At 47.8% G+C, this 16,180-nt stretch carries 16 protein-coding genes; 5 read left to right on the forward strand and 11 right to left on the reverse strand.

The window, feature by feature from the left end:
- Positions 1–1,124: 1,124 nt before the first annotated feature.
- Positions 1,125–2,048 carry a TolB family protein gene (locus GCU44_RS18525; protein ID WP_241685018.1) on the reverse strand — a complete coding sequence of 308 codons (924 nt, stop codon included), beginning with the start codon at positions 2,046–2,048 and terminating at the stop codon, positions 1,125–1,127.
- 61 nt (positions 2,049–2,109) lie between these two features.
- Here GCU44_RS18525 and GCU44_RS18530 point away from each other — a divergent pair, with 61 nt between their 5' ends.
- From GCU44_RS18530 to GCU44_RS18545, 4 genes are all read left to right on the forward strand, one after another.
- On the forward strand, positions 2,110–3,189 hold the full coding sequence (locus GCU44_RS18530; RefSeq protein ID WP_241685019.1) for an oxygenase MpaB family protein: 1,080 nt from the start codon (positions 2,110–2,112) through the stop codon (positions 3,187–3,189).
- 149 nt (positions 3,190–3,338) lie between these two features.
- Positions 3,339–3,641 carry a DUF2752 domain-containing protein gene (locus tag GCU44_RS18535; protein ID WP_154858498.1) on the forward strand — a complete coding sequence of 101 codons (303 nt, stop codon included), beginning with the start codon at positions 3,339–3,341 and terminating at the stop codon, positions 3,639–3,641.
- Positions 3,626–4,015, forward strand: a complete 390-nt coding sequence (locus tag GCU44_RS18540) for a TM2 domain-containing protein (RefSeq protein WP_092178634.1) — start codon at positions 3,626–3,628, stop codon at positions 4,013–4,015. Before GCU44_RS18535 ends, GCU44_RS18540 begins: the two co-directional genes overlap by 16 nt.
- Positions 3,999–4,943 carry a DUF4097 family beta strand repeat-containing protein gene (locus GCU44_RS18545; RefSeq protein ID WP_092178635.1) on the forward strand — a complete coding sequence of 315 codons (945 nt, stop codon included), beginning with the start codon at positions 3,999–4,001 and terminating at the stop codon, positions 4,941–4,943. Before GCU44_RS18540 ends, GCU44_RS18545 begins: the two co-directional genes overlap by 17 nt.
- Before the next feature lie 72 nt (positions 4,944–5,015).
- Here the strand turns inward: GCU44_RS18545 and GCU44_RS18550 are convergent, their stop codons facing one another.
- The 10 genes from GCU44_RS18550 to GCU44_RS18595 form a co-directional block, all read right to left on the reverse strand.
- Entirely contained in the window at positions 5,016–5,213 is a 198-nt protein-coding gene (locus GCU44_RS18550) for a cold-shock protein (protein WP_014020889.1), read from the reverse strand.
- 160 nt (positions 5,214–5,373) lie between these two features.
- On the reverse strand, positions 5,374–6,411 hold the full coding sequence (gene asnA / locus GCU44_RS18555; protein ID WP_154858500.1) for an aspartate--ammonia ligase: 1,038 nt from the start codon (positions 6,409–6,411) through the stop codon (positions 5,374–5,376).
- 103 nt (positions 6,412–6,514) lie between these two features.
- Positions 6,515–7,666: a lactonase family protein gene (locus GCU44_RS18560; protein WP_154858501.1), complete on the reverse strand. Its 1,152-nt coding sequence runs from the start codon at positions 7,664–7,666 to the stop codon at positions 6,515–6,517.
- On the reverse strand, positions 7,653–8,039 hold the full coding sequence (gene mnhG / locus GCU44_RS18565; protein WP_154858503.1) for a monovalent cation/H(+) antiporter subunit G: 387 nt from the start codon (positions 8,037–8,039) through the stop codon (positions 7,653–7,655). Before mnhG ends, GCU44_RS18560 begins: the two co-directional genes overlap by 14 nt.
- Positions 8,032–8,307 carry a cation:proton antiporter gene (locus GCU44_RS18570; protein WP_092178639.1) on the reverse strand — a complete coding sequence of 92 codons (276 nt, stop codon included), beginning with the start codon at positions 8,305–8,307 and terminating at the stop codon, positions 8,032–8,034. Before GCU44_RS18570 ends, mnhG begins: the two co-directional genes overlap by 8 nt.
- On the reverse strand, positions 8,304–8,783 hold the full coding sequence (locus tag GCU44_RS18575) for a Na+/H+ antiporter subunit E (RefSeq protein ID WP_174238272.1): 480 nt from the start codon (positions 8,781–8,783) through the stop codon (positions 8,304–8,306). The genes GCU44_RS18570 and GCU44_RS18575 overlap by 4 nt, the downstream gene beginning before the upstream one ends.
- A gap of 11 nt (positions 8,784–8,794) precedes the next feature.
- On the reverse strand, positions 8,795–10,303 hold the full coding sequence (locus GCU44_RS18580) for a proton-conducting transporter transmembrane domain-containing protein (RefSeq protein ID WP_154858515.1): 1,509 nt from the start codon (positions 10,301–10,303) through the stop codon (positions 8,795–8,797).
- Positions 10,300–10,653: a Na+/H+ antiporter subunit C gene (locus GCU44_RS18585; protein WP_092178641.1), complete on the reverse strand. Its 354-nt coding sequence runs from the start codon at positions 10,651–10,653 to the stop codon at positions 10,300–10,302. The genes GCU44_RS18580 and GCU44_RS18585 overlap by 4 nt, the downstream gene beginning before the upstream one ends.
- A gap of 2 nt (positions 10,654–10,655) precedes the next feature.
- Entirely contained in the window at positions 10,656–11,066 is a 411-nt protein-coding gene (locus GCU44_RS18590; protein ID WP_154858517.1) for a Na+/H+ antiporter subunit B, read from the reverse strand.
- A gap of 3 nt (positions 11,067–11,069) precedes the next feature.
- Entirely contained in the window at positions 11,070–13,376 is a 2,307-nt protein-coding gene (locus tag GCU44_RS18595) for a putative monovalent cation/H+ antiporter subunit A (RefSeq protein WP_154858519.1), read from the reverse strand.
- Positions 13,377–13,616: 240 nt separating this feature from the next.
- Here GCU44_RS18595 and GCU44_RS18600 point away from each other — a divergent pair, with 240 nt between their 5' ends.
- Positions 13,617–16,169, forward strand: coding sequence for a phosphoenolpyruvate carboxylase (locus GCU44_RS18600; protein WP_154858521.1), 2,553 nt, complete (start codon positions 13,617–13,619; stop codon positions 16,167–16,169).
- The last annotated feature ends 11 nt before the right edge of the window (positions 16,170–16,180 follow it).

Below are 16,180 nucleotides of genomic sequence, written 5' to 3' on the forward strand. Positions count from 1 at the left end.
TCGCCGCCTCATTTATTCAAAAGCCCTTTGGTTAACCCCATAAGGGCTTTTTTTATGCCCTGGGGCGAAGTAAATGTTCACCACAGATTACACAGATTCGCACAGATAGGATTTAGGGTAGGGATCCGAAAGACACCACAGATAGCACAGATTCGCACAGATTGAGTTTGAATATCAATGCAAAAACCCTCTTCTATGTTCGTCCATGCCTTATGTGGTTCCCTTTTTTTACCATATAAGGACACACAAATATATCGTAACCCCTTCCATTCCCTTATTTCCCTTATGTGGTTCTTTTTTTAAACCATATAAGACATATTAGGAAATATAAGGGTCTGGGCACGAGCGGTAGAAATCCCAGCAAATTGGTTGCCATCCGGGGGTATAAAAAATAGGCACTACGAATTTTATCCAACCAGAATAGGATCCGAAAAACCCCATATAGGTTCTTTTATGCCTTATGTTGTGCTCTTTTTTTTTTACCATTTAAGGGATATAAGGATTTTGAAGGGGGTAGGAAAACTCCTATATGCTCTTAAATGCCTTATATGGTTCCTTATTAAGCCCTGCAGCGCCGATGCCTGCCCGCCGTGGCGGGGTACTGGTGCGCCGCGGCGCACGGGAGCGTAGCGCCTGTCCCGACTCGTCGGGATCGCCGCCTCATTAATTTAGCCCAGTTCGTTGCTACAAGCAGGGCTTTTCTTATGCCCTTGGGCGAAGTAAATGTTCACCACAGATTACACAGATTCGCACAGATATTTTGAGGATCAGGGAAAACTTTATATGGTTCCTTATTAAGCCCTGCAGCGCCGATGCCTGCCCGCCGTGGCGGGGTACTGGTGCGCCGCGGCGCACGGGAGCGTAGTGCCTGTCCCGACTCGTCGGGATCGCCGCCTCATTAATTTAGCCCAGTTCGTTGCTACAAGCAGGGCTTTTCTTATGCCCTATTAACCCAGAACGAAAGAACTTCTCACCACAGAACACGCAGATTCGCACTGATAAAAAGGGGGTGGTTCGAGACTGCTTTAGCATGTCTTCTTTCTATACGCCTTTTGCCTTGCCGTCATATGGACGACCTTTCTTAAGTGGCACCACGGATTACTCATACTACTACTGGATACTGCTTATTCCTGCATGCGCTGTAATGCAAGCACGATTTTTTTACTATCGGGGCTGATAGCGATTCTACTGATGGACCCGTAGCCTGGGAAAGTAAATGTCCCAACTTTTTCCCACTCAATTCCTTTGTTTACCTTCCGTAGATACAGGTCATTCCCTCTCGCCATTAGGAGTTTGTTCTTATCTACCCAACAGAAATCTTCCGATCCTCCCAGCGCCAATCCAAGACTGCGGGTTTCCCTGTGCTCACTATTAAAGGCCTTTAACTCAAACGTCACTTTCCCATCTACCACAATGTTGGTGTTCTTGTCTAAAAACACAATTTCCTTCGTTCCGGGCCGGTATTGTATGCTGCGCCCCGGGTTTTCGGAAATGGTATACACATCGTCTCTCCCGTACGGAAAAACCAGCCTATTGGGTTCTCCAATAACAAATAGGGCGGCCGTCTCTCCTAACCATCCGTAATACCCGACCGGAGCGATATCATCATACAGCAGTTCGGGTTCGCCGCCATTAATCGGGTATAGCCAGATTCGTTGACTGCTGTCTTCCTCTACGGTAACTGCGGAAATGTATTGGCCGCAACTTGTTAAATCCGGGGAGAACTCGCTTTTTTCCGGTGTCCGGGTCATGTTGGCAAACTGCGCTTTCTCCCAGGTATACAAAATGGCATCTACATTACCCGATTGATCCTCCGATGCAAAAACCAGTTGTTGGTCGTTAATAAACCTGGGCTGGTTGTCGTACCACTCGCTATCGGTGATTTGCCTGGCCGAATTGGAGAACACCGCAAAGCCCAGGATATTGTTTTTGGCGTCTACTAGAAATAGGTCGCTGGCCTCTTGCGCAGGGGCAGTAATACTGGAAAAGAAAACGAGCGTCAGAAAACAGGCACGAAAATAGACGTAGTTTTGAAAATTAAATTTCATAGTAAAAAAGCCAGGTTAAGGTTAATTTTAAACTAATTTACAAAATACCTGTTAGATTCCCGTGAATACCTTGGATTTGTATACCGTTGATCGGATGGATGCGCTGCGGGACAGGCAGGACGAATTAGCCGATTTGGCAGCAGAAGACCTTATTCGGCATCCGGAGTTGGTTCCGGTGATTAATTCCTGGGAACGCCTACCGGAGGTCCTGCCCGACGCGTTTCCTCCTTCCCTTATCCGCTATGTCGCATTTTTTCACCAGCCTCCTCCCGAAGTGGATCCAATAGTGATACGCCGAACACAGCGGTTCTTTGAGAAAAATGCCTCTCTGGTGCTGTCACTTTTGGGGTTTTATTCCCTCCCTTTCACCTATGCATTTGCCGATGGGGCAGAGGTTTTGGTGCGATCCAAACGCATCCTGGAAAACCCTGGCAAACGACTGGCGGAAACGGCCCTGTTTGTTATGGAATGCTACCGACCGCAGGCCTTTATCGGAGAAACAGGCGTGCTGGCAGTGATTGCAAAGGTCAGGTTGATACATGCTTTATCCCGCCTGTTCATCAGAAAATATGCCCGCGACTGGAATCCTGCCTGGGGAAAACCCATTAATCAGGAAGACATGCTGGCGACAAACCTTACCTTTAGTTTGCTGGTATGTAGAGGGATGGAACGTTCCGGCGTGCGTGTCAGCACTTCCGAACGGGAAGGAATGTTACGGTATTGGGGCCTGATAGGGCATTACCTGGGAATTGACCCTGCTTATTTGCCGGAGAATAGCAAACAGGCTTTTGAACTGGAACGCTTGATTCGAAAGCGGCATTTGAAAGCTTCGGTAGCTGGCAAGCAATTGATTCAATCTTTGCTGGGCTTTTACCGACAAGAGATGCTGCGTCCTGAGCTTTCTCCGATTCTCGAAGCCATGCTTGCGCATTACCTGGGTCCGGAAGTAGGAGCAGTACTTGGTATCCGTACCAACACGCCGATTCCCGATCGGTTTTTTTATTTTTTACTCAACAGCGGGCTGTTTGGATTGGGGAAAAGCCCTTCCCGGTACGCGCTGTTATACAAGCAATTTCTAATCGAAACCAAAAAATCACTGGGTTCTGAACCACGGCTGTCCCTTCCGTTATTGACCCGGTAATCGGCTGAAATATCCAGAAAGTCCTGGCTGTTATTGTTCGTATTCGGACAAAAAGAGTAGCGAAACCGTACATTTTACAGACGCAGGCTTTCCCTGCTTCCTCCAATCGCCTTTTTTAATACTGGCACTCTATTCGTATCTTTTCCGGTATGAAGCGATTTCCGATAGGTATTTTGGAATTTCTTACCTGGACGATTGCCCTAACTGGCTTGTTCTTCTTTGCCAGGGTAGAAGGACCGCATGCCGGGCTCTGCCCGATTGCAAACCTAGGGCTTACCTGGTGTCCGGGCTGTGGATTGGGACGGTCCATCCACCTCTTCCTGCGGGGAGATTTCCTTGCTTCCTGGGAGATGCATCCGATGGGGAGTTTTGCTGTATTGGTGATCGTCTGGCGTCAATTTGAATTACTATACCTTATAAAAAAACAACTAAAATCATGGCAAACGTATTGAAGCACCTTCCGGAACTGGAAGGAATGGAATTGGGATACATTCAGGGAGTTTTAAAAGACATGAATGACGAACAGGCAGCGCTGTTTTCACAGGTATACCGGGCAAGGCGGAAGGACAGTCAAATGATTCTTATCTTAACGCTGATCGGATTTTTTGGCTTTGCCGGTCTGCACCGATTTATCCTTGGGCAAATAGGCCTGGGTATTTTATATCTTTTGACCGTCGGGCTTTGCTTTATCGGGACCATAGTGGATTTGGTTAATTACAAGAGTCTGGCGTATGAGTTCAATATCAAAGTTGCCCATGAGACACTGTCTTTAATGTCCCTAAGTGCTGACCTAAAAAAGGAGGGTTCCAATGAATCGAATGGATAAAGTACCCATGTTGGTCACATCGCTTCTGCTATTCGTCTCCTGTACGTCCTTGCCTAAGGAAACCATTTCGGACATAGAAATTTCATTTGACGGGATTGAGAAGGTCCGGATTTACGGAGGGGCTTTGGAAATCAGTTATACCGGTGGTGAGGAGACCGATGAGGTATACCTGAATGCGTACGTAGAATCGACGGATTCCGGCATGGAGGGTGTCAGGTACCGGCAATCGGGCAATGAATTAATTGTGGAATTTGATACCGACTTTCACGGATCATTTCTGTTCGGTACGCAGGTGGATGGATTTATAAGTTTAAAAGGACCCCGGGACATGGCACTGGATATTCACAATTCTTCCGGAAAGTTGGAAGTATTTCATGTAAAAAACGAGTTCATTCAGCTCAAAGGCAGTTCGGGCAAGGTAGAAGGCAGGGATCTGGAATCGTCAAACCTGCAGGTGGAGATTTCTTCCGGAAGGGTGGAATTGGCAGACATACGGGGAAATCTTGATTTGAAGCTATCGTCCGGAATGGCCTCCCTGGACGGGATGAAAGGGAACGTGCAGTTTCAAGGATCTAGCGGGCTGGTTCAACTATCCGATGTGCAGGGTAAGGTCGCTGGCAAGATGAGTTCGGGAAAGGCAGATTTAAAGCGGGTTTCCAACTTGGGAGCGATCTCGCTGACGTCCGGAATGCTCCATGCTGAAAATTGTGGTCTGAGCGAGGATAGCTATTTTTCGGCCTCTTCCGGCTACATGAAGGTTACCAGTAATACCGATTTAAGTGCTTACAATTACGATTTTCAGGTCGGAAGTGGGCGTTTGAGTGTAGGCGATCGGTCCAGTAGTGAGGATTTATATATTGACCACGGTGCAGCCCAAACCATCAAAGGTAAACTTCAGTCCGGGCGCATGGTATTGGAGGGCTCCTGATCATTCGGTTTCCCCTAAAAGCAAAAAAGCAACCCGTAAGGGTTGCTTTCTACAACTGATGTCAATGTTATGTTATGCGTTTACTACCTTCACATTCACTGCATTCAGACCTTTTCTTCCTTCTTTAAGATCGAAGGATACATCATCGTCTTCTCTGATTTCGTCGATTAGTCCAGAGACATGCACAAAATACTCTTTAGATGATTCGTCATCAATGATAAAACCGAATCCTTTGGATTCATTAAAAAATTTTACTTTTCCTGTGTTCATAATTGTAATTAATTGATTGTATTGATGGTGTTAAAGGTAAGGATTCTTTTCGCAAAAAAAACAGATCTGGAAAATTATTTTTTGAAATTTAACGATTTCTTAAAACGCTATTTTAAATAAAATAAAGGTAGACTTTAAATTTCGCCACTTTCAATGGCCGTTATTTCATTAATTCTATGCCTTCCTTACGGCATTTTTCTACTTCCTCGTAGGGCCAAATACCCGATTGAACCTCTCCAATGTGCTTTTTTCGTAAAAGAAACATACAGGTTCTGGATTGACCTATGCCGCCACCGATACTTTGCGGCAATTCACCATTCAGTAATTTTTTATGGAAAAATAAATTTTTCCGTTCTTGCTCACCCGAGAGTTGAAGCTGCCTTTCCAGTGTTACGGCATCTACCCGGATACCCATGGAGGATAATTCAAAGCTGTTTTCCAACATGGGATTCCAAACCAATATATCTCCGTTAAGCCCCTTATGTCCTTCGGAATTGTAGCTACTCCAATCGTCGTAATCGGGTGCCCTACCATCGTGCTTCTCCCCATTGCTCAAAACATCCCCAATGCCTATAAGGAATACGGCTTTGTGTTCTTTGCAAGCCCGGTATTCCCGTTCCTTGGGCGATAGATCCGGGTACTGCCTAAGTAGCTCTTCTGCCTGAATAAACGTGATCTCTTCTGGCAGGATCGGCTGGATTTGCGAAAATGTGTTGGCAATCGATTTTTCCAGTTCCAGGAAAATCTCGTAGATGGATTTTACCGTGGCCTTTAGGTAATCAAGTTGACGATTCTCCTGGGAGATTTTTTGTTCCCAATCCCACTGGTCCACGTACAGGGAGTGCAGAGGGGAATAATCTTCGTCTGGTCGCAGCGCGCGCATATCGGTAAGGATTCCTTCTCCTTCCCTTGCCTCCAACTCAGCCAGCTGCCAGCGCTTCCATTTAGCCAACGATTGCACCACCACGGCGCTTGCATCGGATTGATTGCGGATGGGGAATTTTACCGGCCGTTCGATGCCGTTTAAGTCATCGTTGATTCCCGTGCCGTCCATGATTGCCAGCGGGCAGGAAATCTTAAAAAGATTTAACTTTTCAGCCATTGCCACGGGAAATTTGGTTTTGATCAGGTCTATGGCCTTTTCTGTTTCTCGTCGATTCAATAGACTGGTGTACTTCAGCTCACTGGTTGCTGTCATTTTAGTTGCGTTACTGTCGGAAAATTTTGTCGGCTACGCCGAAATCGGCCCAATATTAAGGAAAAGATTTGACTCCCGGAAATATAGCCGATGAATCACGGATTTATGGCAGGAAGTTTATGTAGACGGGTTTGTGAATGTCCAGGACCTCTCCCGTAGGCGTGATTTTTCCAGTAGCTGCATCCCGCTTGAAGGACAGCAGGCTGTTTGAATTTTGATTACCAACCAGCAGGTAGGCGCCATCGGGTGTAAGGTTGAAATTTCGGGGGGCCATTCCTTCCGAAGACACCGTCTGTAGATGGGTCAATCCCGTCGAGGAAACCCCAAATACGACTAGCTCGTTTGCATCTCCCCGGTTGGAGACATAGAGGTGTTTTCCGTCTGGGCTTAGCCGAACTTCCGCAGCACCCACGTCGCCTTCAAATCCCTCGCGTAGTAGGGAATGGGTTTCTTGGTGTTGGAGCTCCCCATCTTCGTATCCGTATACGCCGATTTCTGCCGTTATCTCATGGACCAGGTACAAGCGGTCTGCGGATTCATTGAAAACCATGTGCCGGGGCCCTGCGCCCGGAGCCACCTTGAGCCGGAAATGCGGCTCGGCTTGCAGGGGTTTTTCATTAGCGGAGTTAACGTTGTATACTACCACCTCATCGGTACCCAGGTCGGCGATCAGGAGCCTTCCGTCCGTCGGGTGAAACAGAGCCGAATGCACGTGAGGCTGCTGTTGGCGGCGGGGGTGTGCGCTACTGCCCTCGTGTTGGATCACTTGAATGGGGGAGGCCAGGCCTCCGTCGCTGCCCACCGGAATCACGGCAAAATTTCCTTGTGAGTAGTTGCCAACAATCAGGAATTTTTCGCTCGGATCCAGACTTAAGTAGCAGGGGCCGTTTCCAGCCGAAGAAACAGAATTAATCATCGAAAAGCCGTTTTCCGATAGCCGGAAGGAACTCACTTTTCCCCCATCTGCTCCGCTGGTTTCCTCCACACAGAATGCCAGTTCCTGGTTTTTAGTGGCAATAATAAAGGACGGGTTGCTTGGTTCAGAAGCCGTAGCACGCACCTCAAAGCCCCCGTTTCCGGGGCGGTAGTGAACCAGGTGAATGCCCTGTTCGGGGAGTTCGGTATAGGTTCCAAGAAGGAAAGCATACGTAGTAGCCATATCGGGTGGGTTTATTGCTTCCGCTGTTTTTTGGTTTCTTCCACAGGCCAGCGAAACAACGAGTAAAAGCAGGGGTAGTAATCTATTTCGTTTCATTTTCTTTTTCAGCGGTTTTCAGGTCACTGGCGAGTTCGTGACTTTTTGGATGGTACTTTCCTTTGAGATCGTCCAGTTTGGAATGCTTCCATAGTTTTACCCCGGTAAAATACGATGCCCGACCGATCATGTGGGCACCCACCGGGGCGGTCAGCAACATGAATAAAATGATGGCCAGTACCCGGGATGTGATACCCACTTCGTTGAAATAAATGGCCGCAGAGATGAGCACCAGCCCTATCCCTAAGGTAGCGGCTTTGGTGGTAACCGAGATTCTCAGGTACAGGTCGGGCATTCGTAATACACCTACAGCCGCCAGCAGGATAAACAATGCTCCAAGCGAGCTCAGACCGATGATCCAATAGTCATTCATTTTTTTCTCTTTTTTCTAAATAATAGGAGAAGGCTACGGTCCCCAGAAAAGCAATCAGTGCCATAATCATGGCAATATCCAAAAACGCCGGTTGATCGGTATGGATGCTGTAAATGGAAATAATCCCGATGCCGGTGGTAAGCAATAAGTCCAGGGAGACCACCCTGTCGGAAAGCGTGGGTCCGATAATAAACCGGATAAATATCAGGAGGGTGGAAAAGGCCAGCACGGGCAAGATCACCAGGTATAAATAGTCGTTTACATTCATCGCAATATCTCCAATAGCTTTCGTTCAAATCCGTTTTTTATATCCGCAATAAATTCTTCCTTGTCATTGACATACATCGCGTGTACGTACAGCACTTTCCGATCGTCGGATACGTCCAGACTCAGGGTGCCGGGAGTGAGGGATATCAAGTTGGCCAATAGCGTGATTTCCAAATCCGACTCGGCAGTTAGCGGTATTTTAATAATTCCGGGCTTCATGTAGTAGCTGGGTGTTACCACATCAAAAGCTACTTGCAGATTGGCCTTAATCAACTCGTAAAGGAAGAAAAAAACAAAGGCGATTACCTTCGGTCCCCTGTAAAAATACTTGTTGTCGCTGCGGTTGGTAGAAATGAGCCAGAGCAGAAAAAAGCTTAAGAAAAAACCAAATACAAAATTCACAAAGGAAAAGGTACCGGTCACAGCCAGCCATATAAACGAGAGCAATAGATTACTTAGAAACCTGGTCGTTATCATTGTTTTTTGATTTAACTACCCAAAACGGCTTGAATGTAAGGGGAAGGGTCCATTAGATTTTCGGCGATGCGTAGCGCAAGTTGCATCACCCATTCTGCGCCAAAACCAATACCCAGGGATATCAGCGATAAAAACACTACCGATGCCAACATAGCTTGTTTTTTGAGAGGTTTCAATTCGTCAAAATACCGGATGTACTTCTTTTTTGGCAATTCCTGCGCGTCTTTCCAGAATACCTCTGCCCACAGTTTCGCAATGATGAATAAGGTAAGGAAACTTCCCAACAGAATAAAGACAATCATCAAAATATTGGATTGATCCATGGCTCCTTCTATCAGCAATAGCTTGCCCCAAAAACCCGAAAGCGGGGGAATACCGATCAGTGAAAACAAGGGAATGGCCATGAACAGGCTCATCAGGGGCTGTTCTTTGTAAAAACCACCCAACAAGCGCATGGAATACGTGCCTCTGAATTTGAAGATGACCCCGCTTACCAGGAATAAGTTGGTTTTGACCACGATGTCATGTACCAGGTAAAAGACGGCCCCGGCAATGGCGACCGTGCTGTAAATCCCCAGACCCGCTAGCATAAATCCGATATGACAAATGATCAGGTAGCTGAAAACTTTCCGGATGTTATTTTGCATCAATGCGCCAAATCCACCCGATAAAATCGTCAGAAGTGCCATGACCGTGATGACGGTGGTAAGAAAGTCATCGGGAATAAAAATCAACGTGAATACCCGGAGCATGGCATAAACGCCTACTTTCGTCAAAAGCCCGCCAAAAATCGCCGAAATGGCTGGGGGAGGCGTATGGTACGAGGCGGGCAGCCAAAAATACAGGGGGAAAACGGCGGATTTTATCCCAAATCCGACCAGAAACAAAATAGCGGTGACATTCACCAAGCCCCGGTTCGATACATTCGCTACCTGCAGGGAAAGATCGGCCATATTCAGACTGCCGGTCAGGCCATATAGAATAGCGATCGCGGTAAGAAACACCACCGAGGCCAGCAGGTTCATCGCCACGTATTTGATGGCTCCTTCCAGCTGGGCTTTTTCTCCACCGATGGTGATGAGCACAAAGGAGGAAATGATGATGATTTCAAACCAGACATAGAGATTGAAAATGTCTCCGGTAAGAAACGCACCGCTCAGACCCATAATCAGTAAGTGAAAGATGGGGAAATACCCGAATTTAATCCGTGCGTTGCGGACACTGCCGACGGAAAAAACGCTCACAGCCAATCCGGAAGTGGCGGTTAATACCACCAACAGGGCACTGAGGGTGTCGGCCACAAAGGTAATGCCGAAGGGAGCGATCCAGCCGCCAGCCTGCATGGTCTGTATGCCCTCCTGATTGACCTTTATCAGAAGCGCCAGGCTTATTAGTAGCGCAATCAGGGATCCCACCACCGAAATGAGTTTTTGTAGGTTTTTCCTGTTCCAGGCAAACATCAGGATCACCGCAACAAAAAGCTGGAAAAGTACGGGTAAAACAATGTAAGGATTGCTCATAAATCTTCGTCGGTTGCGTTCATTTCGTCCAGATCATCTGTTTTTACCACCTTATAGGCCCTTTTTATCAGGATGATGGCAAAGGCCTGCAGGCCAAAACTGATCACAATAGCAGTTAGAATCAAGGCTTGTGGTACCGGGTCGGCGTAGAGTTCTCCCAGCATCTTTTCCGTAGAACCAATGATGGGAGGCTCCCCCTTAACAATTTTCCCCAACAGGAAGATGAGTAAATTTGCACCATTTCCCAATAAAATCAAGCCAATAATCAATTTGACCAGACTCCGCCGCAGCATCATGTAGATGCCGGCTGCGTACAATAACCCAATGATGATTACCAGTAATATTTCCATGCTTACAAGCCTTCAGATATGGTGAAAATAATGGTAAGGGTAACCCCAATAACCACCAGATACACGCCCGTATCAAAAAACAATGCTGTTCCTACCGAACCAATCACCGGGACCGGCTGATCCATCCACAGGCCCGTCATAAACGTTTCCCCCAGAAACAATGGCAGGGAGCCAGCAAGCAGTGCCAATGCCAAACCAACCGGCATGAGAAAGCCAGGATGGAATTTCACAATGTTTTTGGTCCGTTCCACGCCGTTTGCAAAGGAGTGGATCACAAAAGCGGTGGATGCCATCAGTCCTCCCACAAACCCTCCTCCCGGCAGGTAGTGCCCCCGTAGCAAAATAAAAACCGAAAAAAGCAACAGCAAGGGAAGCAGGAAGACGGAGGCCGTTTTAAATATGATTGTCTTCATGAATTATTCTTTTTCAGTGCTTCTAAGGTGCAATTTCAGTAAACCAAATACCCCAATTGCGGCAATGGCCAGTACGGTGATCTCCACCATGGTATCAAATCCCCTAAAATCCACCAGAATTACGTTTACCACATTTTTGCCTTTTCCCAGGATGTAGGCATTTTCTGCGTAATACGCGGTGGTTTCCTTGGTGACCGATTCGTTCATTACTTCCAATGCCAATATACTGATCAATGCACCAAAGATTAACGAGAGCAAGCCATCCCGAATCCGAACCCGGTTATCGGATAACTTCAGGTATTTGGGTAAATTATACAAAACCAGTACAAACAAGATGACCGTCAATGTATCAATCGAAAATTGCGTCATGGCCAAATCCGGGGCCGAGTAAAATAGAAAAATAAGGCAAAAGGAATACCCCACCACGCCCAGGGAGGCCACTGCTACCAGCCTGGAATTGGAAAATACGGTAAAGAAGATGGCTACGCCCATGATCAGCAGGACAATTGCCTCGTAGAAGGTGATTTCTGACAGCAGCCCCGTATCGATGTACAATTCTACCCCCACAAACAAGCGGTAACCCAACAATAAGGAAAGAAAACCCAGAATGGTAATCAGGTAATACCGCAGGTATCCATTTTGAAAAAAGCGCGTCCATCCCTTCGCTAACAGACCGAAACCAACGGTGAACCCGGTGATAAGGGTCTCTGGAGAAAAACGTTCGAAACGGGAGGCCTTACCCAATAGTTTTTCAGAAGGCTTTAGCAAAAAATACAGGCCGGTTCCCGAGCCAATGGTCACCACACTCAATAGCAGGATCAGATTGAATCCATGCCAGAGCTGCAAATGGAAATCCGGCGTTGTACCGATCAGGCTGGAGACGGCCGGTTGTACAAGCCCTGCCTCCAGCAGGCCGGGAAACAGCCCGTACAGCATACCCAGGGTGCCCAAAATCAGGGGGGGTACGTACATGGCAGGGGAGGGGAGATGCACCGCGGCATACCGTTCCGGCAGCTTCCCGATAAACGGTTTGATGCCGGCGATAAAACCAGCTACTAAAAGCGCCACATTGGTCAATATGGCCAAAAGGGTAAAAAGCCAGGCCAGGTCTCCCATGCCCAGGGTTGCTCCGTAAATAAGGTCCTTTCCTACAAACCCAAAAGACGGCGGAATCCCTGCATTGGATACAGCGGCCAGCAGGGCAGCGATGCCTACCGGCAATAGCACCTTCCGCAGTCCGCTCAGTTGGGTGACATCCCGGGTACCGGTTTCGTGATCGATGATACCCGTGACGAGGAATAAAGTGGCCTTGTACAGGGCGTGGACCAGAATAAACACGGAAGCCGCAAGAAGGGCTTCCTCCGTGCCCAGTCCAATCAGAAATACCAGGATACCCAATGCGGAAATGGTCGAATAGGCCAATATACCTTTTAAATCGATTCGGAAAAGCGCATGGACGGCCGCGTATACCATGGTGATCGCCCCGACAGCAATGAGTGTTCCGTTCCACCACTCGTGGTTACCCAGAATGGGCGTAAACCGGGCCAGCAGGTACACGCCGGCTTTTACCATGGTTGCGGAGTGCAGGTAGGTAGACACGGGTGTAGGCGCCTTCATGGCTCCAGGTAACCAGAAGTGAAAGGGGAATTGAGCGGATTTGGTAAAGGCAGCCAAAAATAGGAACAACAATACCCAACCGTAGAGGGAATGGCCTTTAATCATTTCTGCGATGGGTGCCATGGCAGAAATAGTATACGCATCCGTAATGTGCCCCAGTCCCACCATGGCCGCCAGCAGAAATAATCCTCCGAATCCCGTAATGGCCAGCGCGGTCAAAGCAGATTTTCTGGAGGCCTCGCTGTCGTTATTGAATCCAATGAGAAAGAAGGAGCTGATACTGGTTAGCTCCCAAAACAAGAATAAGGTGTAAATATTATCCGAAAGGACCAGCCCCAGCATCGAGGCCATAAAAAGAGAAAGATAGGCATAAAAGCGGTTTAGGTAGGGATGGCCTTTCAGGTAGGCAGCCGTGTAAACGAATACGAGCGTACCCACGCCACTAATCAAAAGAACAAACAAAAGGGACAAACCATCGAGATAAAAATCCAGATTGATACCGATGGAGGGGACCCACTCGTAGCTGACCTTGATCGGACCATCCTGCTGTACCAGGCTGATCCTGGAGAGAAAATACCCAAATAAACTGAGGGGCAACAAAGCGACCCATAATGAGGATTTTGATTGTAGCCGGCCTAAAATAAATGGGATCAACAAAGCAAAAATAAATCCCGAGATTACTGCGGTTAACATCGGCGCTGGTTTAGAAGGTGGTTTTCGAAAGCCTAAAATACGAAAAAATATCCGATCGGAAGGCCCGCCGACGCCAGATTCTACAAACGGCGTTTTGGGGCTTTGAGTAATTGGCTGACTCTAAGTAAAATAAACAGGAAAGCCTGGCCTCTGGGGAAAAATTAGGCCAATAGTGGTGTAAAGAAGGAAAAAAATGTGCATTTTTGAGTACTACGAAATCGTATAATTAACCGAATTATCATGGCAAACATCTACGAGACTGAAGTCGCCAAGCGCTTCACGATCTATAACAGTCTTTTTTTAGACCTTCCATTTGACCAAATTTACAGAACGGGTACGCTGCTGCCCATCTTGTCGGAAGCGTGTCAAAATGGCTTTCAAAAAAACCAATCGCCTAAAGAAATCATACAGCAATTTTTCGAGGAATTGATGGGGGATAAGCCCGAAAAAGACCGGCACGATCTCCTCTTTAAAATGGTGCAATACATCGAACGGCAGGTGGTTTTGTTTGATTCCATTGAAGATGCCGCCTACGAAAAATTCAATGATATCAAGGGGAAAGGCACCATGACGGCGTTGATAGCCCGTGCCGAAAACGACCATAAAAAGGAGGAGTTGATCGAGAAGCTAAAGAATTTCTCGGTTCGGCTGACCCTTACAGCCCACCCTACCCAGTTTTATCCGGGAAATGTATTGGCGATAATCACGGATTTGGAACAAGCCATTCGCAAAAATGACCTGGGCGACATCGATTTACTGCTGAGGCAATTGGGGAAAACGGCGTTTATCAACAAAGAAAAGCCATCCCCGTACGAAGAAGCCGTTAGTCTGACCTGGTTTCTGGAGTACGTTTTCTATCCCAGCATTTCGGACATCATGATCCGGATCCTGAATCAATTGGGGATCCAACTGCACGATTGGGAAAACCCCAACCTGCTAAAAGTGGGCTTTTGGCCGGGAGGAGATCGTGATGGCAACCCCTATGTTACCCACGACATCACCAAGAAAGTGGCAGATAAGCTGCAAAACAGCATTCTTAAATGCTACTACCGGGACATACGCAAAATCAGACGCCGACTCACTTTTTCCAATGTGGAAACCCATCTGATTACCGCCGAAAGGGGAATTTACAATACACTCTTTGCCGTCAGTGGGGAAGTGTTTCACTCCAAAGACGATCTGCTGGCGGTACTTTATAAAGCCAGAAAGGGTATCATCGAGGATCATGGCGGCCTCTCCCTGGAACTATTGGATGAATTCATCCTAAAAGTCCGGGTGTTCGGGTTTCATTTTGCCAGCATGGATGTACGGCAGGACAGCCGGAAACACGATAGCTTATGGGATGCCATTATCGCTACAAGCGAAGGGGAAGCAGCATTGGCTTCCTACCACGAGAGTGACGAGGAAGATAAAATAGAAAAAATCCTGGCCACTGATAAGTTGCCAGCCATCGATACCCTGGAAGACTCTTTTCACCGGGAAATGCTGCAAAGCATTGAGTCCATCGCCTATATCCAAAAAGGAAACGGCCCCATGGGATGCCACCGCTACATCATTTCAAACAACCAGTCAGCTCTGCACGTGTTGGAAGTATTCCAACTCAACAAGTTGCTTTTGGCACGAGGAGGGGATTTGTTTTTGGATATTGTTCCGCTGTTTGAAACCATCGACGACTTGGCAGCGGCACCCGGTGTGATGAAATCGCTGTACCACAACCCGGTGTATCGCGATCACCTGATCCACCGGGGGAACAAGCAGACGATCATGTTGGGTTTTTCCGACGGTACCAAAGACGGCGGGTACATCCGGGCCAACTGGTCCATTTTGCGGGCCAAGGAAGAGTTGACCCGAGTGGCCAGGGAAGAAGGGATCGATGTGATCTTCTTTGATGGCAGGGGGGGGCCACCGGCACGAGGTGGTGGGAATACGCATAATTTCTATGCCTCTCTGGGCCCAAATGTGGAAAACAGGGAAATCCAGATTACCATTCAAGGCCAAACGATCAGCGCTAACTACGGAAAGCCGGTAAGTTGTTCCTACAACCTGGAGCAACTGCTGAGTGCCGGGATGGAAAGCCACCTGTATCCCTCCAGTGAAAACAGCCTGACCGAAACCCAGAAGGAATTGATCGAGGAAATGGCTGGAATCAGTTACAATGCTTACAAGGAGCTGAAAAACCATCCCCAATTCGTCCCCTATCTGGAAAAAGTGACGCCGCTCAAATTCTTTGGGATGACGAATATTGGTTCCCGGCCGGTGAAGCGGAGCAAGGGGGGCAGCATGAAGTTTGAAGACCTGCGGGCCATTCCCTTTGTCGGTGCCTGGGCGCAAATGAAGCAGAATATCCCGGGTTTCTTTGGTGTAGGCAAGGCCATCGAAGAGATGGAGAAGCGAGGGAAATTGAAAGAAGTGCAGCAACTGTACAAAGACTCGCTTTTTTTCCGCTCCTTATTGGGCAATTCCATGCAATCGCTGGCAAAAGCCTTTTACCCTGCCACGGCTTACCTCAAGAATGACGAGCAGTTTGGCGGGTTTTGGGAGCTGATGTATGGAGAGTACCAGCTTTCGTACGAAAAGATCCTGCAAGTTGCAGGCATGAACAGCCTGCTGGAGGACAGCCCGCTTAGCAAGGATTCCATAGGAATCCGCGAAAGGATTGTATTGCCCCTGATCACCATACAGCAATATGCAATACAAACAATTCTGGAAAAAGGAAAGGAGGATACGGCCTTGCAAAAGCTAATCCTACGTACCATGTTTGGTATCATCAATGCGGCTCGAAACGCGGCCTGATCGGGTAGCTG

Source organism: Cyclobacterium xiamenense (genome assembly GCF_009467825.1).
Lineage (GTDB): Bacteria > Bacteroidota > Bacteroidia > Cytophagales > Cyclobacteriaceae > Cyclobacterium > Cyclobacterium xiamenense.